Raw genomic sequence first — 25,986 nt, 5'->3', positions numbered from 1 at the left:
TATTATTTTTCGCACGATTCGAGAGTAAATGAAAATATATCGACGATTTTTTCGATATATCTATCATAACTTAAAATATATCAACGATTTTTCAAATATATCGACGATTCGACAAAGAATATCGACTTACCGACAAAAAAAGACAATATGATCAAATCCACTCAGCTCCATGATCACGAATAAACTTCATATCTTTTTCATAATGCTCTAAATGTCCTTCATCAATCATTCTTTGGAAATTCAAGTCGCCTTCTTGCGCTTTTCTTTTCATATACGTACATAACGCTTCTAGGCGTAGTAGTATCATTCCTAAGTAATCTTCGTCCATACTTTTCCCGTAGGACTGAACAAACAATTGCACTCTTTCTTTTATACGATCAGCATGTTGTGTTGATTCATAACGAATTGCCTCGCCTGATTCCGTATAATACACTCTACTTAAAGGAACACAAGTATACAGTGTATAAGCGATATCCCAAATTCTTGGTCCGGGAGCAGTAACATCGAAATCAATAATACCTACTGGTTTCTCGTTATTAAATATAATGTTATATATAGCAAAATCATTGTGGCATAAAACCTCAATGTTATTTGGGGTATGGTCCATAGGTTTCCAATCATCTAATAATAGAAAGTCACTTACAGCATCATGATAAAGGCGAAGCATCTTTGCTATTTCTTTTAACACATCATTAGATCGCATATATTCTTTTAAAGGATAATTCCCAGCCTCTCCTTCAATAAAAGATAAAATCTCTCTATTTTTCTCATCTATACCTAAAAACTTTGGTGCGTAATGAAAACCTTTGTTTTCTAAATGCTGTAATAACTTATGAACTTTTGCACTGTCTGGCTTCAATTCTCGTCGAACAGTATTTTTAGAACGATATACGTTTGAGACGTTTCCCCCTGTAAGCTTTTCTTCTTTGGCGTAGTTTGACATTACATCCCCTCCATTAAAGTGTTGTCAGATTACAGTTTAACACTTAGAAAGAAGACTGTAATCGCATTCAAATAAGATATTTATAATTATATACGAAACTTAACTTGTCAGTTATTTTCAAAAAAGATTGTACATTTCATTTTAAGTATGCTATGATAATGTCAGTTGAATAGTTAAATTAAGCAATCCATATATTATCAAGTGCTGGAAACGAACGAGAAAAAGTATGTGAGAACTAGTTTATGTTTCGTATTTGATAATGTGTGGATTCTTTTTTTAGATAGGAAAACTAAAAATTTAAAAAAATGTATTTTCTTAGGAGGAAATAATTATGGCAGTAACAGGACAAGTAAAATGGTTTAACAACGAAAAAGGCTTCGGTTTCATCGAAGTTCCAGGCGAAAACGACGTATTCGTACATTTCTCTGCAATCGAAACTGATGGTTTCAAATCTCTAGAAGAAGGTCAAAAAGTTAGCTTCGAAATCGAAGATGGTAACCGTGGACCTCAAGCTAAAAACGTAATCAAACTATAATTTTATAGTTTATTATGGAAAAAGGATGGCAGCTGCCATCCTTTTTTTGTTGTGGAGAAAGTCTTTCCATCTTAAAATTCGGCGGGAGACCAACTCCCTGTTAACGCCCAATTGTTGAGGGCTGATTAAAGTTTCACTTTATTTGTTGTTTTGTCTACATCTGAAATGGGTAAATCTGCGCCATATAGGCTTTGATTCATATCTTTTTTGTTAGAATTTTGTTCGTCTTGAGATGATGTTTCTAACATTTGTTCTTGCTCCTTACTAGGGGTATTCAGAGCATCTGATGGGACGCTATTAATCTGTTGTCTTAATAGACTTTTTTTCTCCATATTATACAGCTCCTTTTTGGAATTAGATAAAAAACGAATGTAATCATAAATAATCACTTATATATTTTGTGTTTTGAAGTGGAATTATATACAAAACTTATATTGCAGATTTAACGAGTTAAAAAGTTGCTAGTGATGTATAAAGTTGAAGTTCTTAATAAAAAATAAAAATGGGTAACATGTGCAAGTATTTTTTAACGTAGTGGATAATTTTTTAATATGTAATAATATTAGAAAATAAAGGGGATACAGGGACACTCGGAAGAAAATATGAAAAAGAGTAAAAGGCTTTCCAAAATGGAAAGCCTTTTACTCTTCTTTTTCAACCTTTTTCTTCTCGCGTTTCTTACATTCAGAGCATTTCGATTTACGGAAAGGTTTTGCAAAGAATAGTAGTATGAAAAATAAGCCGAATATAATACTAGCTGAGTTTTTCACGATCACAATGCTACTATTTTTCATTTGAATCGTTGGTTGCATTTCTTTTTCTTCCATAGCGGACCTCCATATATTGGATTTTTATTTTAATTATAGCAAAGTTAATTGTCTTAATGATGCGAAATGAGGAAGTAGTTGTAAATATTTATAGGTAGTATAAATAGATTTTGTATAGGTTTATTATTACAAAAACAATATATTTTTATTTTATAATTTAAAAGGTATTTGACAAATAATAAAGTATTGTAAAAAAGCGGAATCTGTAAGCCATTTCCTTTTCATAGATGCTAAAATTATACATGCAGCTGCTAATATAAATAGAAAAAAGGAGATAGTGGAATATGGAGAATAAAGTGGAACGCTACGTCGAAAACTATGTTGTAAATAAAAATACAATGGCCTTACTTCCTGTAATTCTCAGTGAAAAGAAAATTGTTACGCGAGTTGTTGAAGTGCAAGACTCTTTTTTCGTATTTCAAAAACCTCTAGATATTATAGAAAGAAGTTGTCGCAAGCATGGTTCTAGTTTCTTAGGCAGAAAAGAAGGAACGAAAGAGCTAACTCACATTACACATAAAGCACCAATTGCGATTAGTCCGACCGATCAACTTTATTTTTTCCCTACCTATTCGTATTCTAGAAAAGAGTGCGCGTGGTTATCTCATTTTTATATTGAAAGCAATAAAGAATTAAAAGATGGAAACCTTATTATTAGATTTATAAATGGTTTTGCGGTGAAGTTAGAGATATCGAAAACTAGTTTTGAAAATCAACAAAATCGTACTGCGAAATTGCGAACGGAGTATGAAGATCGTAGGAAAAAACAAGGGAATCCTTGTTTTAAAGAGGTTGATCAAAGGGATGAATCAACATTAAGACCAGCTTATGAGAAAGTGTATTTTGTTAGAGAAGAGGATGTATGAGAGGAAAAGGATGGGGTGACTCATCCTTTTTGATTTCATTATATATCCAGTTTACGTTGTAAGATTTATAAACAAAACGAGAGAAATGTACAAACTTTTTGTTCTCTAAGGGCTTACGATAATATAAAATTACAATATAATGGTAATTCCTCTGTGTACTTAATATAGTGTGAACATATATCATGTTACATTTGTGAAGTACATAATATTTTTTTCATACTGTATAAAAAGGAGATGGTATGTTGAAAAGGACTATGTTATTTTAGGCGCAATATATTCTTGTTGTGCCTATATTATTGCTTACCTTTATGTTTACTGGTTTTGTTGGCAGTCAGTTAATGATAGGGGCTGACAAACGACATTTTATATTTACGCCTCAAAATGCTACAGAATATAGTCAAATTAGTGAAATTGATAAATTACTATTTTCTTTTTCAATTCAACCAGTTGTCACCATAGTATTTCTTCTATCGATTGTGTACGTACTGACACTGCTTGTTTTTCAAATTATTGAATGCAAGAAGCAAAGAAAGATATTGCATAGTTTGCAATATATGATTCTTATATCAATTTTTATTTACTTATGGTTAGGGATAACACAATTTTCCGCAGTTAGTTTAACTTGGATAGATAATTGGAAAGATTATCTTATGTTTACTCCTGCAACTATAACGAATGAGCAAGATATATATATGATTGATAAGTTTCTATACAAATTTCGAATGTTACCTATTCGGAGTACAGTATTAATACTATCTTTTATATATTTGTTAATACTTACTGTGATTGACAGTGTACGTTTGCTAAAAAGATTGCTTGTAAGAAATAGCCAATAGAAAAGGGGAATTGTTTGAAGGTAAAATAATTATCCGCTGCTACCTATTTTCGTATAGGTAGAAATAACCTTACTTGCAGTAGGGTTATTCTTATGAAAAAGACTCATTATTACTTTCTGTATCTTCTTCTTTTTTATAATAACCATTGAGTGATAATCTGGGTACGTTGTCTAAATTAACTTCATATCCTGTCGAATATTGATGGATTATCATAGTTAAATAATGAAGGAATTCTAATGAAAGGTATGGAAACTTAATAATTACATCTCCATATGTCGTATCTACCATTTCCTCTTTCATATAGGCAATGATACAGTAGAGGTAGTACTTAGAGTAAAGGGGTAAAGTGTAGAATGGATTTTCAGACAATCAAAGAGTATTTTTCACCAGAAAATATGGATCATATTGTTGAAAGTTATAAAGCGTTCGGACCACTTCTTGGTATTGGGCTACCGATGATAGAGGCGCTAATTCCAGCATTGCCACTTATCGTATTTGTACTGGCGAATGCTGTTGCATTTGGATTTTGGCTCGGTTTTCTTTATTCTTGGCTTGGATCAGTAATGGGTGCCTTACTTGTTTTTTTCATAATCCGCCATTTTGGCCGAAGTCGTTTCTTTTCTTTTGTGAATAAGCATGAGAAAGTACGAAAGGCAATGGGATGGATTGAAAGGAAAGGGTTCGCGCCGATTTTCGTCATCTTTTGTTTTCCGTTTACACCGTCTGCGCTTATAAATGTTGTCGCTGGTCTATCACGTATTAGTGTAAAACAGTTTGGCCTTGCGCTCGCGTTCGGAAAGCTTGTGATGATTTTTATTTTAACGTATATCGGTCATGATTTAATGTCATTTATTCATAATCCGGTGAAATCAGTCATTGTAGCGATTGGTATTTTTATTTTATGGTATGTCGGCAAGAAAATTGAAGTAAAGTTAGAACTGCATTAAGAATAGTCTTCTTTGTAAAGGAAAGCTTCATTATTAAAGGATAAGGGGAGAAGCGGATGAAGAAAACTTTGAAAAAAGAAGGCATAGAGTGGATACGAACAATTTTAATTGGTGTATTATTAGCTGTATTTTTTCGAACGTTTTTCTTTTCAACGTATGTTGTAGAGGGGAAGTCAATGATGCCGACATTGCAAGATGGCAATATGCTCGTTGTAAATAAGGTGAGTTATCAAGTGGGGGACTTGAATAGGTTTGATGTTGTTGTATTTCATGCGAATAAAAAAGAAGACTACGTAAAACGAATTATCGGTTTACCTGGAGATCAAATTGAATATAAGCATGATAAACTATATATAAACGGACAATTCGTAGATGAACCTTATCTAGAGAAGTATAAGAAAGAGATAAATGGACGACAACTAACAGGTGACTTTACGCTAGAAGAGTTAACGAAGGAAAAAACGGTGCCGCCTGGATATATTTTTGTAGTAGGTGATAACCGCCTCGGGAGCTGGGATAGTAGACATTTTGGTTTTGTAAAAGCTGATACAGTTGTCGGTAAAGTTGATTTACGATATTGGCCAATTCAAGAGGTGCAAACGAATTTTTCAAAAGGTTGATATAATAGGTAGAAGTATAGAAAAAGACAAACTACTCCGTTTGTCTTTTTTCGTGTCCTATAATACAATTATAGTAGCAAACTAACGTTCGTTATGTAAGTGAAAGGTGGGGTTACATGTCACTTCGATTTGTGATTGGTAGAGCGGGAAGTGGAAAAAGTACACTTTGTTTACACGAAGTGCAAGAAGAGTTAAAGCAGCGCCCAAGAGGGGAAACAATATTATATCTTGTGCCAGAACAGATGACATTCCAAACGCAGCAGGCATTAATTGGTAGTGAGGATGTTAGAGGTTCTATTCGGGCACAAGTTTTTAGTTTTTCACGATTAGCGTGGAAAGTATTGCAAGAAGTTGGCGGAGCGAGTCGTCTTCACATTGATGAAGCGGGCGTACATATGTTACTTCGTAAAATTGTAGAGTCTCGTAAAGATGGATTATCGGTATTCCAAAAAGCAGCGGAGCAAAATGGTTTCTTTGAACATCTTGGCAGTATGATTGCGGAGTTTAAACGATATAACGTGACGCCATCAAACGTATATGAAATGTGGCAACAATTAGATGCGCATAGTAGCAGTGCCGAACAAAAGCTATTAGCGAATAAAGTGTATGATTTACAGTTATTATATGATGATTTTGAACGTGCTTTAATCGGAAAGTACTTAGATTCAGAAGACTATCTGCAATTGCTAGTGGAAAAGCTTCCGCAGTCTGAATATGTAAAGGGAGCTGAAATTTATATAGATGGCTTCCATTCGTTTTCACCGCAAGAACTAGAAATTGTAAGACAACTTATGATTTGCGGAGCGAGAGTGACAATCACGTTAACGCTAGATGAAAAAACGTTAGCACAACCAGTAAATGAACTAGATTTATTTTATGAAACGACGTTAACGTATGAAAAAATAAAACAAGTAGCACGTGAAGAGAAGATAGAAATTGAAAAAACGATTCCACTTATGGAACAGCCGCGTTTTCATTCTCCGGCGTTAGCGCATTTAGAAACACACTATGAAGCACGTCCAAATGAAAAGTTTCACGGGGAAGCAAGTGTAACGATTCATACAGCCGCGAATTTACGAGCGGAAGTAGAAGGCGTTGCACGTGAAATTCGTAGACTTGTGGCAGATGAAGACTATCGTTACCGAGATATTGCAGTTCTTCTTCGTAACGGAGAAAGTTATTACGATGTAATGCGGACTCTATTTACAGATTATAATATCCCACACTTTATCGATGAAAAACGCCCGATGTCACATCATCCGTTAGTAGAATGCATTCGTTCTGCACTCGAGATTATTAGCGGGAATTGGCGTTATGATGCAGTATTTCGCTGCGTGAAAACAGAGCTTTTATATCCATTAGATGTAAGAAAAGAAACGATGCGCGAAGAGATGGATGAGTTTGAAAACTACTGTTTAGCGTACGGTGTACAAGGGAAAAGATGGACTTCTGAAGATCCGTGGATGTATCGCCGCTATCGTTCTCTTGACGATACGAACGGGATGATTACAGACAGTGAACGTGAAATGGAAGAGAAAATAAATCGATTGCGTGACGTTGTAAGAACGCCCGTTATTCGTATGCAAAAAAGACTGAAGCGTGCGGGAACGGTTATGCAAATGTGCGAAGCTGTTTACTTATTTTTAGAAGAGCTTGACGTTCCGAAAAAATTAGAAGCATTACGTATTCGTGCAGAAGAGAGCGGAGATTTCTTATTTGCGACAGATCATGAACAAGTATGGGAAGAAGTAATGAGTCTTCTTGATACGTTTGTTGAGATGCTTGGCGAAGAAAAAATGTCGCTTTCTATGTTCACAGACGTTATGTCGACAGGTCTTGAGGCGCTTCAATTCGCAAACATTCCGCCGTCATTAGACCAAGTGTTAATTGCGAATATTGATCGTTCTAGATTATCAAATGTGAAAGCAACATTCGTCATTGGAGTGAATGAAGGTGTGATTCCAGCAGCACCGATGGATGAAGGTATGCTTTCTGATGAAGAAAGAGATGTTCTTAGCGCTGCAGGTATTGAACTCGCACCAACGACGAGACAAACTTTATTAGAAGAACAGTTTGTTATGTACCAAATGGTAACGAGAGCAACTGAGAAATTATATATTTCATGCCCGCTTGCAGATGAGGAAGGAAAGACGTTACTTGCATCTAGCTTTATTAAGAAAATAAAAAGAATGTTCCCTGATGTGAAAGATACATTTATTACGAACGACGTAAATGATTTATCACGTTCGGAACAAATTTCATATGTAGCAACACCAGAAGTAACGTTGTCATATGTTATGCAGCAACTTCAAACGTGGAAGCGATATGGATTTGAAGGCAACTTAGACTTTTGGTGGGATGTATATAATTTCTACGTTACTTCAGATGAATGGAAGCAAAAAAGTAGCCGCGTATTATCAAGCTTATTCTACCGAAATCGTGCGCAAAAGCTAAGTACAGCTGTAAGTAGAGATTTATACGGAGACAAAATAAAAGGAAGCGTTTCTCGTATGGAATTATTTAACCGTTGTGCGTACGCTCATTTTGCGCAGCACGGTTTATCGTTAAGAGAGCGTGATATTTTCAAACTGGATGCGCCAGATATTGGAGAGCTCTTCCATGCAGCGCTGAAGAGAATTGCAGATAGGCTATTACGTGAAAATCGTACTTGGGCGGATTTATCAATAAAAGAGTGTGAGCATCTTTCTGCTGTAGTAATAGAAGAGATTGCACCGTTATTACAAAGACAAATTTTATTAAGTTCAAACCGTCATTTCTATTTAAAACAAAAACTACAACAAATCATTTTCCGTACGTCAATCATTCTTCGTGAGCACGCGAAATCGAGTGGTTTCGTACCAGTTGATTTAGAAGTACCATTCGGTATGGGCGGTACAGGATCGCTTCCGCCAATGGAATTCTCGTTACCTAATGGTGTGAAGATGGAAGTAGTTGGCCGTATTGACCGTGTTGATAAGGCAGAAGATGAAAATGGAACATTCCTACGTATTATTGACTATAAATCAAGCTCAAAAGCGTTAGATTTAACGGAAGTGTATTACGGATTAGCACTTCAAATGTTAACGTATTTAGATGTTGTTACTTCAAATGCGCATACGTGGATGAAAAAAGGCGGTACAGTATCACCAGCTGGTGTATTGTATTTCCACATTCATAACCCAATTGTGGAGGTAAAAGGTGACGCATCTGAAGCAGAAATTGAGAAAGAAATTTTAAAGAAATTCAAAATGAAAGGTCTCGTACTAGGAGATGCTGACGTTGTTCGTTTAATGGATAATAAACTTTCAACAGGAAGCTCTGATATTATTTCTGCTGGTCTGAAAAAAGACGGTAGCTTTAGTGCGCGTTCAAGTATTGCAAGTGAACAAGAGTTTAACGTCCTGCAAAAATATGTACACCATACGTTTGAAAATATCGGAAAAGACATTACGGAAGGCGTTATCGATATTGCTCCTTACAAAAAGGGGAATAAAGCGGCGTGTACGTTCTGTAACTTCAAATCGGTTTGTCAGTTCGATGAATCACTTGAAGATAACCAATTCCGTACGCTAAAAGATATGAAAGATAGCGAAGCGATGGAGAAAATTAGAGAGGAGGTTGGCGGAGAATGATAGAAAATTGGCCTAAAAAACCAGAAGGTAGTCAATGGACAGATGACCAGTGGAAAGCCGTTGTAGCGAACGGGCGTGATATTTTAGTCGCGGCAGCAGCTGGTTCAGGGAAAACAGCAGTATTAGTTGAACGTATTATTAAAAAGATTATAAATGAAGAAAACCCAGTCGATGTCGACCGCCTGCTCGTTGTAACATTTACGAATGCAGCGGCGCAAGAGATGAAAAACAGAATTGGGGAAGCGTTAGAAAAAGTATTAATTGATGAACCAGGCTCGCAGCACATTCGAAAGCAGCTGAGCTTATTAAATAAAGCTTCCATTTCAACGATCCATTCATTTTGTTTACAAGTTATTAGAGGATACTATTACATGCTTGATGTTGATCCTCGTTTCCGCATTGCGAATCAAACCGAAAATGAATTGTTAAAAGAAGAAGTGCTAGATGACATATTAGAAGAAGAGTATGGGATAGAAGATAATACAATATTCTTTGAACTCGTTGATCGCTATACGAGTGACCGTAGTGACGATGATTTACAACGTATGATTTTAGCGCTTCATACAGAATCAAGAGCACATCCAAATCCGGAAAAATGGCTTGATAAATTAGTAGAAGCATACGATGTCGAAGGAAAGACAATTGAAGATTTAGTGTACGCTTCCTACTTATTAGAAGATGTGAAATTCCAACTTGAAACAGCGGAACAGCATATTCGGAAAGCAACGGAACTCGCAATGCTTCCTGACGGTCCAGCGCCTCGTGTTGAAACACTGCAAGCGGATTTAGCTTTACTTGGAACGTTATCATCAGCTGCTCGTGAGTCATGGACAAGCGTGTATGAAGCGATGCAAAACGTATCGTGGCAAACGTTAAAGCGTATTAAGAAAAGCGATTACAACGAGGATATTGTCAAACAAGTAGACTCTCTTCGTAATAAAGCGAAAGATGAAGTGAAGAAATTACAAGAAGAGCTATTTAGTCGCAAACCTGAAAGTTTCTTACGAGATTTTCAAGATATGCATCCTGTATTAGAAAAACTAGTACAGCTTGTAAAAGTATTTACAGAGCGTTTCCAAGCGATGAAGCGAGATAAAGGAATGGTCGATTTCACAGATTTAGAGCATTTCTGTTTACAAATTTTAAGCGAACAAAGTGAAGAAGGTGAAATGAAGCCATCAGCTGTAGCACTTCAATATCGTAATAAATTTGCTGAAGTATTAGTCGATGAATATCAAGATACGAACTTCGTACAAGAATCGATTATTAAATTCGTAACGAAAGATTCTGAGAGTGAAGGAAACTTGTTCATGGTAGGTGACGTGAAGCAGTCGATATATCGTTTCCGACTAGCAGAACCAGGATTATTCTTAGGAAAGTATAAACGCTTCACGCAAGAAGGATTAGGCGGCGGAATGAAGATTGATTTAGCGAAAAACTTCCGTAGTCGTCATGAAGTGTTAGCGGGTACGAACTTTATTTTTAAACAAATTATGGGCGAAGAAGTTGGGGAAATTGATTACGATGCTGACGCTGAATTAAAGTTAGGTGCTACCTATCCAGAAGGTGAAGATGTAGCGGCTGAACTACTATGTATTCAGCAAACAGAAGAAGAAGTGTTAGACGGTGAAGAAGGTGCGGAAGTAGAAAAAGCACAGCTTGAAGCTCGACTTATGGCGCAGCGTATTAAAGCGATGGTTGATTCAGGTTATGAAGTGTATGACCGTAAAACGGATAGTATGCGCCCTGTACAATATCGTGACTTCGTTATTTTACTGCGCTCTATGCCGTGGGCGCCACAAATTATGGAAGAGTTAAAGCTGCAAGGAATTCCAGTATACGCTGATCTTGCGACTGGTTACTTTGAAGCGACAGAAGTAAATATAATGATGAACGTATTCCGCGTTATTGATAATCCGATGCAAGATATTCCGCTTGCAGCAGTACTTCGTTCACCAATCGTTGGATTAAATGATGAAGAACTTGCAACGCTTCGTGCTCATGGGAAGAAAGGCTCGTTTTATGAAGTAATGAGCTCCTTCTTAAAAGGGGCACCGCTTGAAGAAGAAAAAGAACTACATGACAAATTAGAATGGTTCTACAACTTACTGCAAGGATGGCGTGAATTCGCGCGCCAACAGTCACTTTCTGATTTAATTTGGAAAGTGTACGGTGAGACAGGTTATTACGATTTCGTTGGCGGTTTACCAGCTGGAAAGCAAAGGCAGGCAAACTTACGCGTACTATATGACCGCGCAAGACAATATGAAGCAACATCGTTTAGAGGACTATTCCGCTTCTTACGCTTTATTGAGCGTATTTTAGAACGCGGTGATGATATGGGTACGGCGAGAGCTTTAGGTGAACAAGAAGATGTCGTTCGCATTATGACAATTCATAAAAGTAAAGGACTTGAGTTCCCAGTCGTATTCGTAGCTGGACTAGGTCGCCGCTTTAATACACAAGACTTAATGAAGCGTTTCTTACTGCATAAAGACTTCGGTTTTGGTTCGCAATTTATCGATCCTCGTAAACGAATTAAATATACGACATTATCGCAACTTGCGATTAAGCGTAAAATGAAAATGGAATTAATCGCGGAAGAAATGCGTGTATTATACGTAGCGTTAACACGTGCAAAAGAGAAGTTAATTTTAATTGGAACGGTTAAGGATGCAAATAAAGAAATGGAAAAATGGCTTGATGCGAGGGAGCATAGTGAATGGTTATTACCAGATCATATACGTGCCGGAGCGTCTTGTTATTTAGACTGGATTGCACCTTCCTTATATAGACATCGTGATAGTGAAATACTTCTTGAATTAGGACAAGGGAGCATTCCAGATGAAATTTATGGATACGACACGAGCTGGAAAGTAGAAGTTGTTGACGGTAACACGTTACTCGCGCCAGAACCCGTTCAAGAAGAGAAACAAGAATTGTTAGAAGCACTTCGTGAGAAAAAAGCTGTTCCCCTGCAAAGTGAACGAAAAGATGAAGTGTACGACAGATTAATGTGGAAGTACGGATATGAGGAAGCAACATCTCATCGTGCGAAACAGTCTGTTACAGAAATAAAGAGAAATTATCAATCTGAAGAAGGTAGCGATAATGCCTTTATTAAAAAATTACGTGCACCAATTCAAACACGTCCTCGTTTTATGGAGAAAAAGGGATTAACATACGCAGAGCGCGGAACAGCAGTACATGCTGTTATGCAGCATGTTGATTTGAAGAAGCCGATTACAGAAGAAGTGATTCGGGAGCAAATTGCTGGAATGGTAAATAAAGAATTATTAACATTCGAGCAGGCGGAAGAAATTGCAATTGAAAAAGTGATTTCATTCTTTGACAGTGACCTAGGTAAAAGGGTATTAGCGGCGAAAAGTGTTGAGCGTGAAGTACCATTTACGATGATGCTTGCAGCGGAAGAAGCATATCAAGATTGGCAAGGGAAGAGTGGGGAATCCATTCTTGTCCAAGGGGTTATTGACTGCATGATCGAAGAGGAAGATGGTATTACGTTAATCGACTTCAAAACGGATACGATTGCAGGAAAATTCCCAGGCGGATTTGATCAAGCGAAACCAATTTTAGAAGAGCGATATAAAGTGCAGCTTTCGTTATATGCAAAAGCGCTCGAGAAAAGCTTACAACACCCTGTGAAAGAGAAATGTTTATACTTCTTTGATGGTAATCATGTTGTAAAAATCGAAGAATAGAGGAACTTGAAAATGGCAACAGAAAAAACGTTAAGAACGTGTGAAAAAGGACATGAATACTACAAAAGTAGCGATTGTCCAACTTGCCCAACCTGTGAGAACGGGAGAGCGCCGAAAGAAGGTTTTCTCGCTCTTCTTTCAGCACCAGCAAGACGGGCACTAGAACATCATGGAATTCACACTGTAGAAGAACTCTCAAAGTATAGTGAGAAAGAAATTTTAAAACTGCATGGTATGGGACCTGCGTCGATGCCAAAGCTTAGAAAAGCTTTGGAGGAACAAGAATTATCATTTAAATAAAAAGAGTATTATGCTCTTCTAGACGAAATAGAAAAGAGTCCATCATGTTAGATGGACTCTTTTGCTATCTATCTATAAGGGGTAATTACAGGGTAGCTGTTTGATTAAGCTGTTCCAATCTGATCTTGATCAGCCACATCAGAATCAAACGTATTTGTTGCACTAACACCGTTAAACGTATTCACGACAAATCCAACATTGGAAGCTCCGGATCCATTATAAGCTTTCGTATTTTCTTTCGGAGACACGTTATAAAAATCCCCTAAATTAAAAGAACCATTACTGTTTTGAACGACGAGATTTCCAACAACAGAAGGCATACCATCCACCTACTTTACTAAGCTTTTTAATTACTATATGAATTATTGAGTGGAAGGTTCATCCGTAATATATTGACGGATTTGCATAATACGAGAGTTATTAAAAACATAATCAACATTTCCAATTTGAAAGCAGCCAGAATTTAAAAGTGTTCGTAATTCAACGTCATTCACTTCAATAAAAGGGCATTCATTTACAATGTTTAATTTTACGTCTGTCGTTCGTTTTGGGATTGTGATGTGTTCATCTGTAAAGATTTCAAATGCGTCTAAGCGACCTTCGTCTTTTATATAACAAGGAATCCCCCTGTGGACGGCAAGAGCTCTACTTTTTAATTCTATTTGATTGGCATCTCCAACTTGAAATACGGCAGAAATCCCTAAAGAAATAATAGAAACATTTTGAACAACAGACACATGATGTAACATAATTTATCAGTCTCCTTAACCTGGAGTAGGAGGGACATCTGTGACTAATGGTACAAATGGCCCCTCTGTAACAGTTTCGAATGGTGTATCAAGAATAGAAGATAGTATGAGGAAATTTGCATCCCCAATTAAAAAGAGTGCGGACGAAGATACACCGTTCATTTTAATCTGTCCGACTTTTAATTCACGATTTACAACGTTAACATTCATACATACTTACTCCTTTCGGAAATTGCCCGGTATGTGTTGAATAAAAGAGAGGAATGCCTTGTCGATATCATGTTTCATAGCTTGAATAATGATATCTCGTAAATAATCTGGATCTGTTGAAATTCCTTCATGTGATTGCGCTTGTGATAAATAATAAGGGAGTCTATGCTCCATCTGTTTTTTTATGTCGTCAACCATCATTTGTCGATACATTTCATCGAGTGGCGTTCTCTCTTCCTGTTCAAAATGGAGAATTCGATTATATGCTTCTTCATCTAAGTAGCGATGCATTTCCTGAAGAATGCCTTGGTAAAAATCTGGATTTGTGTCAGTTTCAGGATTAACCTTCAAAGTTTCTGTATCTACTTGAAAATCTTCAATTTGTTGTCCTTTTGCTGAAAACGGATTTAAACCAATATTTAAAGTGCCATTTAAATTTTCTACTTTTAATTGATCGAATTTGTATTCCACTTTTCCTACAGAAGAGGAGGGGCGATTTTTTAATTCGTTAAGCTCTTCTTGTAATAGACGTACTTGATCTTCTAAATTCAGGATGGCTGTTTGTTGTGCTTGAAGAGCTTGTTGAAGTTGGTGTAAGTAAGTATATATATCTTGATTCATTTTGTGAAACCTCCTTTTCAATAGGGAGGGTAAATATATTCCTGCTATATATTTATGACAAGGATGTCTTAAGAAGAACTAGTTGATGGTTTGATAGAAATAATTTGTCCTTTCGCCTGTAATGGGCGAAGGGGCTCTGTAAATCCGCCAGTATTTGAGAATTTAGATAGGGCTTTAATACTTCCAGCAGTACCAATTTGGAATACAGAAGAGGTTGTAATGCTATCAATTTTAATGCTGTTAATGATGATACTTTGGTTTACATAAAAATTCAATACAATCGCCTCCTCTAAGTTGAACCAATTATCGCTTGATCAATGACATCTGAATCATTGACAGTCGTTGCGCTTTGATAATTGTAGACAGAAACGTTATCCCCAACATTAAAAGAGCCGGCCCCAGCGAAAGCACGTGAATAACTAATAGGCCTAATCGCAAATACATCTCCAATATGAAAAATACCACTTGATCCAATATTAACGATACGAATATGTCCGACCATAGCTGGCATACAAAACACCTTTCGTTTTTAAAGTTTTCTTTTCTACTATTGTATGGGCGTTTTCAATAAAATGTGTGTTTTTTTGAAATAAAAGAAACACACACGTTATTGCGTGTGTGTTTCGAGTGTTTGATTAGGGTGAAAATCCGTATGTACATGCCAAATTACATTTAAGAGCCTGTCCAGTTCTTGGCTACAATCCACTGTTTTTTGAGAAGTCATTCCGTAGCGTTCAGCAAAATAAATCATTTTTTCACGTTTTTTTTCAATCGCTTGCTCAAACATTGAAATCGGCTCCATCTCTAAATGAAATTTTTAGTATATATGTAGTACATATTATACAAAAACTCCATAAAAAAGAAACAGCTTCGCTAAAAAAAGTAAAATTTCTACATTTTATGCCAAATAATAAAGGAGTAACGAATCGGATATGAGAAGAATATTGTAAAAATTAGCGTGTATGAGAAGGTTTTTTTCTTGCGGATGCGAATACAATTAAAGTGTATGAGTTTTAGGATGGAGAGTGGAAATATTGCGTTTGGTAACGGCGAAAAAAGATGAAAAGGTATTTGTAGGTATTGTGGATGAAGAGGAAGAAAAGGTATTGCATGTAAGAGAAGCGCAAAGACAAAAAGGGGAAAAGGTTACGATTCCAATTACAATGTTAGAGTGTATTGAAAGAGGAACCGAATGTGTTGAAAAAATGTGTGATATTGTCAATTGGGCGAGGGAAAATGAAGGAACGGCGTATTACTCGTTAACTGAGGTGAAAATATTAGCACCAATTCCAAGGCCAAGGAAGAATATTCTTTGCGTTGGAAAAAATTATCGTGAGCATGCGATGGAAATGGGCGGCGTAGAGTCAATTCCAGAAAATATAATGATCTTTACGAAAGCACCAACGACAGTTATTGGAATGGATGAAAAAATTAATAGTCATCCCCACGCAACAAATGAACTAGACTACGAAGGAGAACTAGCTATCGTCATTGGTAAGCGAGGGAAACAAATAAAAAAAGAAAAAGCGCTTGAGCATGTTTTTGGTTATACCATTATAAATGATATAACTGCTCGCGACATTCAAAGGAAGCATAAACAATTTTTCCTTGGAAAAAGTTTCGATACATTTTGTCCGATGGGACCGTATTTAATTCATAAATCGATGATTAGTGCGCCAAATGCGTTACACATTGAAACGGTAGTAAATGGGGAAGTAAGACAAACTTCAAATACAAATAAAATGATTTTTTCAATAGAAGAAATCATTTCAACGATAAGTAAAGGAATGACATTAGAACCAGGAGATATTATCGCAACAGGAACCCCGGCTGGTGTTGGAAAAGGTTTCACACCACCGAAGTTTTTGCATGCCGGTGATGAAGTGGTCATTACAGTAGAAGGAATTGGTACTTTGCGAAATGTGGTGAAGTGAAGAAAAGAGCTATCTTATTAATAGATAGCTCTTTTCTATGGTCTTGGGTGATAGAGGTAATCGATAACGGAAAAAGTGTAAAGACCAATGACTGCAAGTGTACAAATGCCAAATAGTATAACCGTAAGTGCGCTTTTTTCGCTTCCAAAACCAATGATAGTAAGAATAACAGTAGTCCAAAATGATGCTTTCAGTAGTGTGAATGAGGTGGGAGTTGAGTAGTGACTAAGCGATGTTACGGAAAGTAGGAATCCAAAGAATGTAACTAAAAGAAAAGTTGTAGCTAAATAGTTAATATGTTTGCCGTATCTTAATAACATATCGCACCTCCTTTGTGATTTTAAAATACAGAAAATTACAATTTTATTTTAGTATAAATCAATATAAAATGAAAGAGGTTGTCCCAACATGTAGGACAACCTCTCTATTATTACGATAATACAGCTTTAATTTTTTGGAATGCCCACTCTAAATCTTCTTCAGAGATTACTAGAGGTGGTGCGATACGAATTACATTCTCATGTGTTTCTTTACATAATAGACCCGCTGCTTTTAGTTGTTCACAGTAAGGACGAGCTGGCTCGTTTAATTCGATACCGATAAATAAACCTTTACCGCGAACTTCAGTAATCATTGGGTTATCAATTTCTTTTAATTGTCCAACTAATTTTTCACCTAATTGAAGAGAACGCTCTGTTAATTTTTCTTCTTCTAACACTTCAAGAGCTGCGATAGAAACAGCACATGCAAGTGGATTACCACCGAATGTAGAACCGTGAGAACCTGGCTCAAATACCCCTAAAATGTCGCGGTTTGCTGCAACGCAAGAGATTGGGAATACGCCGCCGCCAAGTGCTTTACCAAGTATGTACATGTCAGGAGTTACACCGTCCCAGTCACAAGCAAATACTTTACCAGTACGGCCCAAGCCAGTTTGGATTTCATCTGCTACGAATAAAACGTTTTCTTTTTTACATACTTCAAGAGCTTCTTTTAAGAAACCAGCTGGTGGGATGTTAATTCCTGCTTCACCTTGGATGGGCTCTAAAATGAATGCAGCTGTGTTTGGTGTAATAGCAGCTTTTAATGCTTCTAAATCACCGTAAGGAATTACAACGATACCAGGAAGCATTGGACCGAATCCACGCTTGTACTCTTCGTTTGAAGACATAGAAACAGCACCCATCGTACGTCCGTGGAAGTTATCTTCACAAACGATAATTTCAGCACGGTTTGCTTCTACTTTCTTCACATCATAAGCCCATCGGCGAGCTGTTTTAATTGCAGTTTCAACAGCTTCTGCACCTGTATTCATTGGAAGTACCATTTCTTTATTAGTTAGTTTCGCAACTTTTTCGTACCAAGGACCTAATTGATCGCTATGGAAAGCACGAGAAGTTAACGTAACACGATTAGCTTGGTCAATTAAAGCGTTAATAATTTTTGGGTGACGATGACCTTGGTTTACTGCAGAATATGCACTTAATAAGTCCATATAGCGGTTTCCTTCAGGATCTTCTACCCAAACGCCTTCTGCTTTAGAAATAACGATTGGAAGTGGGTGATAGTTATTTGCACCGTATGTGTCTGTAAGTTCGATAATATCCTTAGTTTGAATCATGATTGTTCCCCCTTTTGTTATTACAAGAAGTTTGTAAATACTCTAAATATTATAGCATTTAAATGTAAAAAAGCGAAACATTTCCTGAAAATAAATGAACATGTTATCATATAGAGTGAAAAAGTGTGAAAAGAGGAGGGAAGGGATACGATGGTACATATGCATATTACAGCATGGGCGTTAGGTTTAATTTTATTCTTCGTTGCGTATTCACTTTATTCAGCAGGAAGAAAAGGTAAAGGTGTACATATGGGGCTTCGCCTAATGTATATCTTCATTATTGTGACAGGATTCATGTTGTACATGAGTATTGTGAAAACAGCAACAGGTAGCATGCACATGTGGTACGGTTTAAAAATGTTAGCTGGTATATTAGTAATCGGTGGAATGGAAATGGTTCTTGTAAAAATGAGCAAAAACAAACCAACAGGGGCGGTTTGGGGCTTATTTATTGTCGCGCTAGTAGCGGTAATTTATCTAGGACTGAAATTACCGATTGGTTGGAAAGTATTCTAATAAAGAAAATAAAACCACCTTATAATCTCAAAGACTTGGGAGATAAGGTGGTTTTTTATTTTATGTCGCATCGATATGCAACTCTTCTCCGTTCACTTTTGTAAAACGAAACATATTTTTATTTGATGTAGCGTGACGAACGAAATGGTGCTGTAGTGTACAAATCATCTCTTCGTTATCAAACAAAAGAATATTTACTCCTTCGCATGCTTCATCTTTCGGTAAAAAGGATAAATAATTATGACAATACATGCAATCATATAAAGAGTAATGAAGTGATTGCAATGCCTCTGTTAATAAGGCAAAGACAGAGTCAGGTAATTCCTCAAGCCATTCCGTATAGCTAAGGAGTAATTTTTTACGAATGCGTATCATTTCCCCATTTTGCAAATGGTGCTGTTCGTTGGCGATTTGTAATATATCTTGTTCATAGAAACGAGCTGGTAGCCAGTTGTTGTTATATAAAATTTCAAAGCCATCACCGGCAATATCTTCTAATAAAAATGCTTCCTCATTTTCATCATCAAAGAATACCCATTCATTGTTTATATATTCTACATTACCGACTGTATGAGCGCGAGGCTGGTTATATAAAATATGGTTACGTTGTATCATACGCGATTTCTCCTTTATGAAAAGTAGTTATTTCTGTTATAGACAGTTCATGCGTTCTTTATAACTAGACACATCTACACATAGGTGGGCATACAATAAAACACGTTTTACTGAGTGAAGATGCTATTCCATATGTGGATAGTAGGTTATCGGCAATTTTTTCATTTTTAAATCCGCACTCTTAGGGTGGGGATTACTGCACGTTCAAGAAAAGAAATAAGATGGAAGGATGATTTATATGTGCGGGATTACAGGATGGGTGGATTATAAACGCTCATTAGAAGGAGAACGGGACGTCGTTACGAAGATGGCTGAGACGTTAGCGAAGCGTGGCCCAGATGATAATAAAGTTTGGATTAAAGGAAATGTTGCATTTGGACATAAACGGTTAATCGTTGTTGATCCTGAAGGTGGTAAACAGCCGATGACTTGTTTAAAGGACGAAGCAAATTATGCAATTTGTTATAACGGTGAACTGTATAACACGGAAGATATTCGAAAGGAACTATTAAGAAGAGGATATACGTTCAAAGGTCATTCTGATACGGAAGTACTATTAGCATCGTATATGGAATGGAAAGAAGAATGTGTCGATCATTTAAACGGTATATATGCGTTTGCCGTATGGGATGAAAAGAAAGAACAAGTGTTTATCACGCGTGATCGATTAGGTGTAAAACCACTATTTTATAAATATGATAGTGGGCGATTACTATTTGGTTCAGAGTTAAAAGCGATATTGGCGCATCCAGATGTGAAGGCGGAAGTGACGTTAGAAGGATTATCCGAAATATTCGGCCTTGGACCATCTAGAACGCCTGGTCACGGTATATATGCTGGTATAAAAGAATTACGTCCAGGTCATGCGATGACATTTTCAAAGAACGGTTTATGTATATGGAGATATTGGAATGTAGAAAGTAAAAAGCACGAAGACTCCTTTGAAGAAACAGTAGAGAAAACACGCTTTTTATTACAAGATGCGATTACAAGGCAGCTCGTTTCTGATGTACCACTGTGTACTTTTCTATCAGGTGGTGTAGATTCGAGCGCGATTACAGCAATTGCTGCGAAAGAATACGAAAGATCAAGAAAAGGGCAATTACACACATATTCGATTGATTACGAAGATAATGACAAATATTTTAAAGCGAATGCATTCCAGCCAAATTCAGATGCACCATTTATTCATTTGATGACGGAGACGTTTCAAACAATTCATCATCGATGCGTCATTTCAAATGAACAATTAGCGCAGTATTTAACAGAAGCTGTACTCGTTCGTGATTTGCCTGGTATGGCAGATATTGATTCGTCATTATTATGGTTTTGTCGTGAAATTAAACAAGATTTTGTCGTCGGTTTATCTGGGGAATGTGCAGATGAAATATTTGGTGGTTATCCGTGGTTTTATAGAGAAGATGATTTACAATCGAGTGCATTTCCGTGGATGCGTTCTACAGAAGCACGTGAACAATTGCTAAAGAAAGAATGGAGAAATAAATTAAATTTACAACAATATGTACAAAGGCGCTATGAAGAGTCCATTCAAGAAGTTCCTATTTTAGAGGGAGAAAGCCCAATTGAAGCAAAGAGACGACAATTATTTTATTTAAATATGGTATGGTTTATGACAACATTATTAGACAGAAAAGACCGTATGAGTATGGGCGCAAGCTTAGAAGTACGCGTTCCATTTGCGGATCACCGACTTGTCGAATATGCGTGGAATATTCCTTGGGAAATGAAAATGTATAAAAATCGCGAAAAAGGTCTATTGCGTAAAGCACTAGAAGGATTACTTCCAAATGACATCTTATATAGAAAGAAGAGCCCGTATCCGAAAACGCATAATCCGCACTATACGAAAGCAGTAACGGTGTGGCTACAAGATTTATTAACGGATAAAGGCTCGATTTTACACGAACTATTTGATAAAGAACAGCTGAGCGGATTAATTGAGTCAGGCGGCAGCGCATTTCAAACACCTTGGTTCGGTCAATTAATGACTGGGCCTCAGCTTTTAGCTCATTTAGCGCAAATTCATGTTTGGTTTAAAGAATACGGGGTAAATATTAAAGAATAGAAGAAAAGCGACTTACTTTATATGTAAGTCGCTTTTTATTAAAAAAATTGTCATCTAAAATTTAAAATTATATTAGAAAAAATACTTATTTATAATAATTATTTTGACGTACTTATTATTAGTTGTTATAATTGGAAACAAATGTTCTTGAAAAAGATTCTCATTTATAAAATTGAGGTGTTATATAGATGACAAAGAAAAAAATAGGTTTACTCGTAATGGCATATGGAACGCCAGAATCATTAGAGGATGTAGAAGCGTACTACACACATATTCGCCACGGGCGCAAACCTTCTGAAGAAGCACTCCAAGATTTAATTGGGCGCTATAAAGCGATTGGCGGAATTTCACCACTTGCAAAAATTACGAAAGAGCAAGCGCATAAATTAACAGATTCAATGAATAATATATTTACAGAGTATGAATTTAATTGTTACTTAGGATTAAAACATATAGCTCCATTTATAGAAGATGCAGTAGAAGAGATGAAGAGTGATGGGATTGAGCAGGCGATTAGTATTGTATTAGCGCCGCATTATTCTACCTTTAGCATTAAAGCGTATAATGACCGTGCTATTCGTCTTTCCGAAGAAATTGGTGGTCCTGTTATTGAACCGATTGAACAATGGTATGATGAACCGAAATTTATTTCGTATTGGGCAGATCAAATAAAAGAAACATTTACAAAGATTGAAGATAAAGAGAAAGCAGTTGTAATTTTTTCTGCGCATAGTTTACCAGAGAAAATTATTGCGGCGGGTGATCCTTATGTGAAGCAATTGCAGCATACGGCGGATTTAATCGCAGCAGCTGCAAACATTCAAAATTATACAATAGGTTGGCAAAGTGCCGGAAATACACCTGATCCATGGATTGGACCGGATGTGCAAGATTTAACGAGAGATTTATTTGAGGAGCATAGATATGAATCTTTCATATATTGTCCAGTTGGCTTTGTCGCAGAGCATTTAGAAGTTTTATATGACAACGATTACGAGTGTAGAGTTGTAACGGATGAAATCAATGCTGCGTATTTTAGGCCGAATATGCCAAATTCACAATCTATATTTATCGATTGCTTAACTGAAATTGTTTCCAAAAAAATGAAAGAAGTAGTTGACAAAGATTTAGTTTTGAATAATAATTAGATTATAATAATTTTAAATAAATAATAATTACTACGAAAGAAAGAGGAGGATCCCCCTAGATGAATCCAAATAATCGTTTAACAACAAACCAAGGTGCTCCGGTTGGAGACAACCAAAATTCTCGTACAGCTGGTCGACGTGGACCGGTATTATTAGAAGACTATCATTTAGTAGAAAAATTGGCTCACTTTGATCGTGAACGTATTCCAGAGCGTGTTGTGCACGCACGTGGTGCAGGTGCTCATGGTGTATTCGTTACGAAAAATAGCATGAAGCAATATACGAAAGCAGCATTTTTACAAAATGAAGGAACTGAAACGCCTGTATTTGTTCGTTTTTCAACGGTTATTCATGGTCAAGGTTCTCCAGAAACAGCTCGTGATCCACGTGGGTTCGCTGTTAAATTTTATACAGAAGAAGGAAACTATGATATCGTAGGTAATCATTTACCAGTCTTCTTCATTCGTGATGCAATTAAATTCCCTGATATGGTGCATTCTTTAAAACCAGCACCTGATACAAATATTCAAACACCAGATCGTTACTGGGATTTCATGACGTTAAGTCCAGAATCTACACATATGATGACATGGGTATTTTCTGATTACGGTACACCAGCAAGCTATCGCGAAATGGAAGGGTTCGGTGTACATTCATTTAAATGGATTAATGCAGAAGGTAAAATTGTCTACATTAAATATCACTGGAAACCACAGCAAGGTGTACGTAACTTAAGTGCAAAAGAAGTGCAAGAAGTACAAGGAAAAGACTTCAACCATGCAACTCGTGACTTATTCGATGCAATCGAAAAAGGAAATTATCCGAAGTGGGATTTACACGTACAAGTGATGCAACTAGAAGAAACGGATTCTTTAGATTTCGATCCGTTAGATCCAACGAAAGTTTGGCCAGAAGATCGTTTTCCATTAATGGAAGTAGGGACAATGACGTTAAATCGTAACCCGAAAAACTTCTTTGCTGAAGTAGAACAAGTGGCGTTCTCTCCAAGTGCAACAGTAAATGGTATTGAACCATCTGAAGATAAATTATTACAAGGTCGTTTATTCTCTTATCCGGATACACAGCGTTATCGCCTTGGTGCAAACTACTTACAAATTCCTGTAAACTGCCCATATGCAGCTGTTCATAACCAACAACGTGATGGTGCGATGCAAATCAATCAAAACCCATCTACAATCAACTACGAGCCGAGCCGTCATGCTGAAAATCCAGTTGAAGACCCAGCTTACCGTGATTCAACTATGAAAGTAGAAGGCTATGTATCTCGTGAGAAAATTGACAAACCAAATGACTTCAAACAAGCTGGTGAGCGTTACCGTTCATTCTCTAAAGAAGAGCAAGACAACTTAATTGCAAACTTAACAAATGACTTAAAAGACGTAAATGAACGCACGAAATTACTAGCTGTTTGTAACTTCTTCCGTGCAGATCAAGAGTACGGTATGCGTTTAGCGCAATCATTAAATGTTGATATTACGCAATATGTAGGAAATGCTCCGAAATAAATTGGAAAAGACGACTGTTAAACGGTCGTCTTTTTTGTGTAAAAGATATTTTACATGATGGGTAAAAGGTGTTATACTCTTGTCAAATAAGTTTTACATATAAGAGGTGTATTTTGATGGATGGTTTGATTTTTATCCGACTTTAATGGGCAGTAAGACCCCCACCTCAAAATTCAGCGAAAGCAAAGAAGTTAGGTGGGGGATCAACTGCCCATAAAAGTCCGATTGGTTCAACTAATAATCAGTGGGGCATGAAGAACCCCCCACTGATTAAAGTTTCACTTTATTATTGCGTTAAGTGTCTTTTTATTTGTAGTGTTTGCTATTATAAAAATGTTTATAGCGATTGGGAAACAAGGTGATGAGCGTGCTGTATTTATAAAAAATAAAGCGATGGCTGAGACGTTTCAAATTGCAATGGGGCTAATGGTACTTGAGATGATCCCTTTTATTTATCATCGCTTTAATGAAACGGTAGGAACACCGTTTAATCCAGTTCGTTTTTTAGCTGTAATAGCGATTGCATTTCTTATTATATTAAGTTTGAATAAAAGTAAGTATGGTGATTCGTGAGTGACACGGGGGTATTTTACGTTTAAGTCATGTCGAAATTTGCTGGTAAATCGATATCCTGTGTCGAAACGTCGATATATTGAAATAATCGCTGATATATTTGAAAAATCGTCGATATATCCGAAGAATCGCCGATATATTCTACCAAATACTAGATGGGGTATTTCAAGATGCGAATATAAACATTATGTAACGGTTCCCCTACATTCAATAAAGCTAAGCAGCCTGAGTTCTACAATAGATAGGAACTCAGGCCTTTTTATGCGAAAAATTTATGAAATCTTTTTGGGACAAAACTTAGGACGAGGAAAAGTGCGATTTCACCTAAAATAGCGACAATGATATTAAATAAGAAGGTGCGAAAATTTGTAGTGATATGATTAAGAATTGCGTATTTCCAATAGGATAAGCTCATGAAAATCACTCCCTGAGGCATTTTTTATAGTATATAAAATTTGTTTCGTAAAAGTGCATGTCTTAGTTTGTGATTTGTAAAAAAACAAAACGAATTCTCAATATAATCTCAATAATTGAGCAAGAATAATGTGGAATATATTACCTGTATACTTGCATAAGAATAGAAAAGTTCACAAAACCTTTTTCTGAATTAACATAAAATTTGCAAAAAACTAATAAATTGTTGAAATAATGCAAATGAAAATATATACTCGATATATACTTTTTACAAAAAAAGGATGTGACAAAATGGATTACACGTTTACTTAGCTTGGATAGGATTGATTCATTTTACAGACTCAAAAATAATGAAGTGAGGAGAAATGTACATGTTTCGATTTATGAAATCACCAATCGGTATAGCTGTTGGGGTAGCAGCAGTTATATTGGCGTCACCGAAAGCGAGAACGGGGTTAAGAAAATTAGCGGTAAAAACAGTATCTGCTTTTCTCGGTGCAAAAGAACAAATGAAAAGTGCTGGTTCAGAAATGGAAGAAGCTCTGCCGAAAGTTAAAGAAGCGGCACGAAAAGCGGCGGTAAAAACAGTATCACCAATTATCGGAGCAGTAGAAGCAGTGCCGATTACAATTTCTAAATTCCAGGAAAAATGGGCATCTCGTGTAAATGCATATCATTCGAATGAGAGTGTAGATTATGAAAGCCTACCTGTTACTCCTTAAATAGTAAGTGATGTTATTTCATT

Annotated in this window: 29 protein-coding genes; 15 read left to right on the top strand and 14 right to left on the bottom strand. The window is 36.5% G+C overall.

All coding sequences use genetic code 11. The features are described from left to right. Window positions 1-151 precede the first annotated feature (151 nt). Window positions 152-943 carry a phosphotransferase gene (locus tag ACTFRS_RS18590; protein WP_440023461.1) on the bottom strand — a complete coding sequence of 264 codons (792 nt, stop codon included), beginning with the start codon at window positions 941-943 and terminating at the stop codon, window positions 152-154. 331 nt (window positions 944-1,274) lie between these two features. On the opposite strand from ACTFRS_RS18590, the gene cspA reads away from it, so the two are divergent. Beyond that, complete coding sequence (cspA, locus tag ACTFRS_RS18585) at window positions 1,275-1,478, top strand: RNA chaperone/antiterminator CspA (RefSeq protein ID WP_000301518.1); 204 nt, start codon at window positions 1,275-1,277, stop codon at window positions 1,476-1,478. A 125-nt stretch (window positions 1,479-1,603) separates the two neighbouring features. Here the strand turns inward: cspA and ACTFRS_RS18580 are convergent, their stop codons facing one another. Together ACTFRS_RS18580 and ACTFRS_RS18575 are read right to left on the bottom strand one after the other, a co-directional pair. Next, the gene (locus ACTFRS_RS18580) at window positions 1,604-1,810 is read right to left on the bottom strand and encodes a hypothetical protein (RefSeq protein WP_139868741.1); all 207 of its coding nucleotides are present in this window, start codon (window positions 1,808-1,810) and stop codon (window positions 1,604-1,606) included. 309 nt (window positions 1,811-2,119) lie between these two features. Beyond that, the gene (locus ACTFRS_RS18575) at window positions 2,120-2,305 is read right to left on the bottom strand and encodes a hypothetical protein (RefSeq protein WP_139868739.1); all 186 of its coding nucleotides are present in this window, start codon (window positions 2,303-2,305) and stop codon (window positions 2,120-2,122) included. Window positions 2,306-2,589: 284 nt separating this feature from the next. On the opposite strand from ACTFRS_RS18575, the gene ACTFRS_RS18570 reads away from it, so the two are divergent. After that, window positions 2,590-3,171, top strand: coding sequence for a competence protein ComK (locus ACTFRS_RS18570; protein ID WP_242294490.1), 582 nt, complete (start codon window positions 2,590-2,592; stop codon window positions 3,169-3,171). A gap of 308 nt (window positions 3,172-3,479) precedes the next feature. Further along, on the top strand, window positions 3,480-4,007 hold the full coding sequence (locus ACTFRS_RS18565) for a DUF4306 domain-containing protein (RefSeq protein ID WP_440024583.1): 528 nt from the start codon (window positions 3,480-3,482) through the stop codon (window positions 4,005-4,007). Between the two features lie 90 nt (window positions 4,008-4,097). Here ACTFRS_RS18565 and ACTFRS_RS18560 read toward each other — a convergent pair whose 3' ends face one another. After that, window positions 4,098-4,295 carry a hypothetical protein gene (locus ACTFRS_RS18560; protein ID WP_242294488.1) on the bottom strand — a complete coding sequence of 66 codons (198 nt, stop codon included), beginning with the start codon at window positions 4,293-4,295 and terminating at the stop codon, window positions 4,098-4,100. 65 nt (window positions 4,296-4,360) lie between these two features. On the opposite strand from ACTFRS_RS18560, the gene ACTFRS_RS18555 reads away from it, so the two are divergent. The 5 genes from ACTFRS_RS18555 (at window position 4,361) to ACTFRS_RS18535 (ending at window position 13,228) form a co-directional block, all read left to right on the top strand. Continuing rightward, window positions 4,361-4,954 (top strand): TVP38/TMEM64 family protein, encoded by a 594-nt coding sequence (locus ACTFRS_RS18555; protein WP_000347516.1) that lies wholly within the window; start codon window positions 4,361-4,363, stop codon window positions 4,952-4,954. Window positions 4,955-5,010: 56 nt separating this feature from the next. After that, the gene (gene lepB, locus ACTFRS_RS18550; protein ID WP_048526650.1) at window positions 5,011-5,574 is read left to right on the top strand and encodes a signal peptidase I; all 564 of its coding nucleotides are present in this window, start codon (window positions 5,011-5,013) and stop codon (window positions 5,572-5,574) included. A gap of 116 nt (window positions 5,575-5,690) precedes the next feature. Further along, window positions 5,691-9,206, top strand: a complete 3,516-nt coding sequence (gene addB, locus ACTFRS_RS18545; protein ID WP_440023464.1) for a helicase-exonuclease AddAB subunit AddB — start codon at window positions 5,691-5,693, stop codon at window positions 9,204-9,206. Next, window positions 9,203-12,928 carry a helicase-exonuclease AddAB subunit AddA gene (addA, locus tag ACTFRS_RS18540; RefSeq protein ID WP_440023466.1) on the top strand — a complete coding sequence of 1,242 codons (3,726 nt, stop codon included), beginning with the start codon at window positions 9,203-9,205 and terminating at the stop codon, window positions 12,926-12,928. The genes addB and addA overlap by 4 nt, the downstream gene beginning before the upstream one ends. Before the next feature lie 12 nt (window positions 12,929-12,940). Next, window positions 12,941-13,228, top strand: coding sequence for an RNA polymerase alpha subunit C-terminal domain-containing protein (locus tag ACTFRS_RS18535; protein ID WP_139868728.1), 288 nt, complete (start codon window positions 12,941-12,943; stop codon window positions 13,226-13,228). 104 nt (window positions 13,229-13,332) lie between these two features. Here ACTFRS_RS18535 and gerPF read toward each other — a convergent pair whose 3' ends face one another. The 7 genes from gerPF to ACTFRS_RS18500 all read right to left on the bottom strand — a co-directional run bounded on the left by gerPF (window position 13,333) and on the right by ACTFRS_RS18500 (window position 15,595). Further along, window positions 13,333-13,548 carry a spore germination protein GerPF gene (gerPF, locus tag ACTFRS_RS18530; RefSeq protein WP_001141566.1) on the bottom strand — a complete coding sequence of 72 codons (216 nt, stop codon included), beginning with the start codon at window positions 13,546-13,548 and terminating at the stop codon, window positions 13,333-13,335. Between the two features lie 42 nt (window positions 13,549-13,590). After that, window positions 13,591-13,977, bottom strand: a complete 387-nt coding sequence (locus tag ACTFRS_RS18525) for a spore germination protein GerPE (RefSeq protein ID WP_440023467.1) — start codon at window positions 13,975-13,977, stop codon at window positions 13,591-13,593. Between the two features lie 15 nt (window positions 13,978-13,992). Then, complete coding sequence (gene gerPD, locus ACTFRS_RS18520) at window positions 13,993-14,187, bottom strand: spore germination protein GerPD (protein ID WP_001102341.1); 195 nt, start codon at window positions 14,185-14,187, stop codon at window positions 13,993-13,995. Between the two features lie 6 nt (window positions 14,188-14,193). Then, entirely contained in the window at window positions 14,194-14,808 is a 615-nt protein-coding gene (gene gerPC / locus ACTFRS_RS18515; protein WP_001070749.1) for a spore germination protein GerPC, read from the bottom strand. A gap of 68 nt (window positions 14,809-14,876) precedes the next feature. After that, window positions 14,877-15,083, bottom strand: coding sequence for a spore germination protein GerPB (gene gerPB / locus ACTFRS_RS18510; protein WP_001012508.1), 207 nt, complete (start codon window positions 15,081-15,083; stop codon window positions 14,877-14,879). Window positions 15,084-15,097: 14 nt separating this feature from the next. Beyond that, window positions 15,098-15,319 carry a spore germination protein GerPA gene (gene gerPA / locus ACTFRS_RS18505; protein WP_001111187.1) on the bottom strand — a complete coding sequence of 74 codons (222 nt, stop codon included), beginning with the start codon at window positions 15,317-15,319 and terminating at the stop codon, window positions 15,098-15,100. A 96-nt stretch (window positions 15,320-15,415) separates the two neighbouring features. After that, complete coding sequence (locus ACTFRS_RS18500) at window positions 15,416-15,595, bottom strand: aspartyl-phosphate phosphatase Spo0E family protein (RefSeq protein ID WP_000462846.1); 180 nt, start codon at window positions 15,593-15,595, stop codon at window positions 15,416-15,418. Between the two features lie 247 nt (window positions 15,596-15,842). Here ACTFRS_RS18500 and ACTFRS_RS18495 point away from each other — a divergent pair, with 247 nt between their 5' ends. Continuing rightward, window positions 15,843-16,742, top strand: coding sequence for a fumarylacetoacetate hydrolase family protein (locus ACTFRS_RS18495; RefSeq protein ID WP_205689063.1), 900 nt, complete (start codon window positions 15,843-15,845; stop codon window positions 16,740-16,742). Between the two features lie 35 nt (window positions 16,743-16,777). Here the strand turns inward: ACTFRS_RS18495 and ACTFRS_RS18490 are convergent, their stop codons facing one another. After that, window positions 16,778-17,062: a hypothetical protein gene (locus ACTFRS_RS18490; protein ID WP_440023470.1), complete on the bottom strand. Its 285-nt coding sequence runs from the start codon at window positions 17,060-17,062 to the stop codon at window positions 16,778-16,780. A 110-nt stretch (window positions 17,063-17,172) separates the two neighbouring features. Further along, on the bottom strand, window positions 17,173-18,363 hold the full coding sequence (gene rocD / locus ACTFRS_RS18485; protein ID WP_000616655.1) for an ornithine aminotransferase: 1,191 nt from the start codon (window positions 18,361-18,363) through the stop codon (window positions 17,173-17,175). A gap of 150 nt (window positions 18,364-18,513) precedes the next feature. Between rocD and ACTFRS_RS18480 the strand changes: the two genes are divergently transcribed. Then, window positions 18,514-18,879, top strand: coding sequence for a YisL family protein (locus ACTFRS_RS18480; protein ID WP_000233489.1), 366 nt, complete (start codon window positions 18,514-18,516; stop codon window positions 18,877-18,879). A 60-nt stretch (window positions 18,880-18,939) separates the two neighbouring features. Here the strand turns inward: ACTFRS_RS18480 and ACTFRS_RS18475 are convergent, their stop codons facing one another. After that, the gene (locus ACTFRS_RS18475) at window positions 18,940-19,494 is read right to left on the bottom strand and encodes a DUF2777 domain-containing protein (RefSeq protein ID WP_139868722.1); all 555 of its coding nucleotides are present in this window, start codon (window positions 19,492-19,494) and stop codon (window positions 18,940-18,942) included. Between the two features lie 238 nt (window positions 19,495-19,732). On the opposite strand from ACTFRS_RS18475, the gene asnB reads away from it, so the two are divergent. From asnB to ACTFRS_RS18450, 5 genes are all read left to right on the top strand, one after another. Continuing rightward, window positions 19,733-21,580, top strand: a complete 1,848-nt coding sequence (gene asnB, locus ACTFRS_RS18470; protein ID WP_440023472.1) for an asparagine synthase (glutamine-hydrolyzing) — start codon at window positions 19,733-19,735, stop codon at window positions 21,578-21,580. A 188-nt stretch (window positions 21,581-21,768) separates the two neighbouring features. Then, window positions 21,769-22,728 carry a ferrochelatase gene (gene hemH / locus ACTFRS_RS18465; RefSeq protein ID WP_139868718.1) on the top strand — a complete coding sequence of 320 codons (960 nt, stop codon included), beginning with the start codon at window positions 21,769-21,771 and terminating at the stop codon, window positions 22,726-22,728. Window positions 22,729-22,787: 59 nt separating this feature from the next. Continuing rightward, window positions 22,788-24,254, top strand: a complete 1,467-nt coding sequence (gene katB, locus ACTFRS_RS18460) for a catalase KatB (RefSeq protein WP_001069174.1) — start codon at window positions 22,788-22,790, stop codon at window positions 24,252-24,254. Between the two features lie 333 nt (window positions 24,255-24,587). Next, window positions 24,588-24,827, top strand: coding sequence for a hypothetical protein (locus ACTFRS_RS18455; RefSeq protein WP_242294876.1), 240 nt, complete (start codon window positions 24,588-24,590; stop codon window positions 24,825-24,827). A gap of 785 nt (window positions 24,828-25,612) precedes the next feature. Then, entirely contained in the window at window positions 25,613-25,963 is a 351-nt protein-coding gene (locus tag ACTFRS_RS18450) for a YtxH domain-containing protein (RefSeq protein WP_049113328.1), read from the top strand. Window positions 25,964-25,986 lie beyond the last annotated feature (23 nt).

The organism is Bacillus cereus group sp. MYBK139-1 (assembly GCF_051916915.1).
In the GTDB taxonomy this organism is placed as follows: domain Bacteria; phylum Bacillota; class Bacilli; order Bacillales; family Bacillaceae_G; genus Bacillus_A; species Bacillus_A pacificus.
The sequence above is the reverse complement of the archived record's forward strand: the minus strand, read 5'-3'. Positions and strand labels throughout refer to the sequence as shown.

Bases quoted from the DNA above. Each gene is read 5' to 3' on its own strand.
- addB (WP_440023464.1), top strand. From the start codon at position 5,691: ATGTCACTTCGATTTGTGATTGGTAGAGCGGGAAGTGGAAAAAGTACA.
- cspA (WP_000301518.1), top strand. From the start codon at position 1,275: ATGGCAGTAACAGGACAAGTAAAATGGTTTAACAACGAAAAAGGCTTC.
- lepB (WP_048526650.1), top strand. From the start codon at position 5,011: ATGAAGAAAACTTTGAAAAAAGAAGGCATAGAGTGGATACGAACAATT.
- rocD (WP_000616655.1), bottom strand. From the start codon at position 18,363: ATGATTCAAACTAAGGATATTATCGAACTTACAGACACATACGGTGCA.
- ACTFRS_RS18575 (WP_139868739.1), bottom strand. From the start codon at position 2,305: ATGGAAGAAAAAGAAATGCAACCAACGATTCAAATGAAAAATAGTAGC.
- ACTFRS_RS18450 (WP_049113328.1), top strand. From the start codon at position 25,613: ATGTTTCGATTTATGAAATCACCAATCGGTATAGCTGTTGGGGTAGCA.
- ACTFRS_RS18475 (WP_139868722.1), bottom strand. From the start codon at position 19,494: ATGATACAACGTAACCATATTTTATATAACCAGCCTCGCGCTCATACA.
- ACTFRS_RS18480 (WP_000233489.1), top strand. From the start codon at position 18,514: ATGGTACATATGCATATTACAGCATGGGCGTTAGGTTTAATTTTATTC.
- ACTFRS_RS18555 (WP_000347516.1), top strand. From the start codon at position 4,361: ATGGATTTTCAGACAATCAAAGAGTATTTTTCACCAGAAAATATGGAT.
- ACTFRS_RS18565 (WP_440024583.1), top strand. From the start codon at position 3,480: ATGTTTACTGGTTTTGTTGGCAGTCAGTTAATGATAGGGGCTGACAAA.
- gerPF (WP_001141566.1), bottom strand. From the start codon at position 13,548: ATGCCTTCTGTTGTTGGAAATCTCGTCGTTCAAAACAGTAATGGTTCT.
- ACTFRS_RS18560 (WP_242294488.1), bottom strand. From the start codon at position 4,295: ATGGTAGATACGACATATGGAGATGTAATTATTAAGTTTCCATACCTT.
- hemH (WP_139868718.1), top strand. From the start codon at position 21,769: ATGACAAAGAAAAAAATAGGTTTACTCGTAATGGCATATGGAACGCCA.
- ACTFRS_RS18525 (WP_440023467.1), bottom strand. From the start codon at position 13,977: ATGTTACATCATGTGTCTGTTGTTCAAAATGTTTCTATTATTTCTTTA.
- asnB (WP_440023472.1), top strand. From the start codon at position 19,733: ATGTGCGGGATTACAGGATGGGTGGATTATAAACGCTCATTAGAAGGA.
- gerPC (WP_001070749.1), bottom strand. From the start codon at position 14,808: ATGAATCAAGATATATATACTTACTTACACCAACTTCAACAAGCTCTT.
- ACTFRS_RS18580 (WP_139868741.1), bottom strand. From the start codon at position 1,810: ATGGAGAAAAAAAGTCTATTAAGACAACAGATTAATAGCGTCCCATCA.
- ACTFRS_RS18570 (WP_242294490.1), top strand. From the start codon at position 2,590: ATGGAGAATAAAGTGGAACGCTACGTCGAAAACTATGTTGTAAATAAA.
- ACTFRS_RS18590 (WP_440023461.1), bottom strand. From the start codon at position 943: ATGTCAAACTACGCCAAAGAAGAAAAGCTTACAGGGGGAAACGTCTCA.
- ACTFRS_RS18455 (WP_242294876.1), top strand. From the start codon at position 24,588: ATGTTTATAGCGATTGGGAAACAAGGTGATGAGCGTGCTGTATTTATA.
- addA (WP_440023466.1), top strand. From the start codon at position 9,203: ATGATAGAAAATTGGCCTAAAAAACCAGAAGGTAGTCAATGGACAGAT.
- ACTFRS_RS18535 (WP_139868728.1), top strand. From the start codon at position 12,941: ATGGCAACAGAAAAAACGTTAAGAACGTGTGAAAAAGGACATGAATAC.
- gerPD (WP_001102341.1), bottom strand. From the start codon at position 14,187: ATGAATGTTAACGTTGTAAATCGTGAATTAAAAGTCGGACAGATTAAA.
- ACTFRS_RS18490 (WP_440023470.1), bottom strand. From the start codon at position 17,062: ATGTTATTAAGATACGGCAAACATATTAACTATTTAGCTACAACTTTT.
- gerPA (WP_001111187.1), bottom strand. From the start codon at position 15,319: ATGCCAGCTATGGTCGGACATATTCGTATCGTTAATATTGGATCAAGT.
- katB (WP_001069174.1), top strand. From the start codon at position 22,788: ATGAATCCAAATAATCGTTTAACAACAAACCAAGGTGCTCCGGTTGGA.
- ACTFRS_RS18500 (WP_000462846.1), bottom strand. From the start codon at position 15,595: ATGTTTGAGCAAGCGATTGAAAAAAAACGTGAAAAAATGATTTATTTT.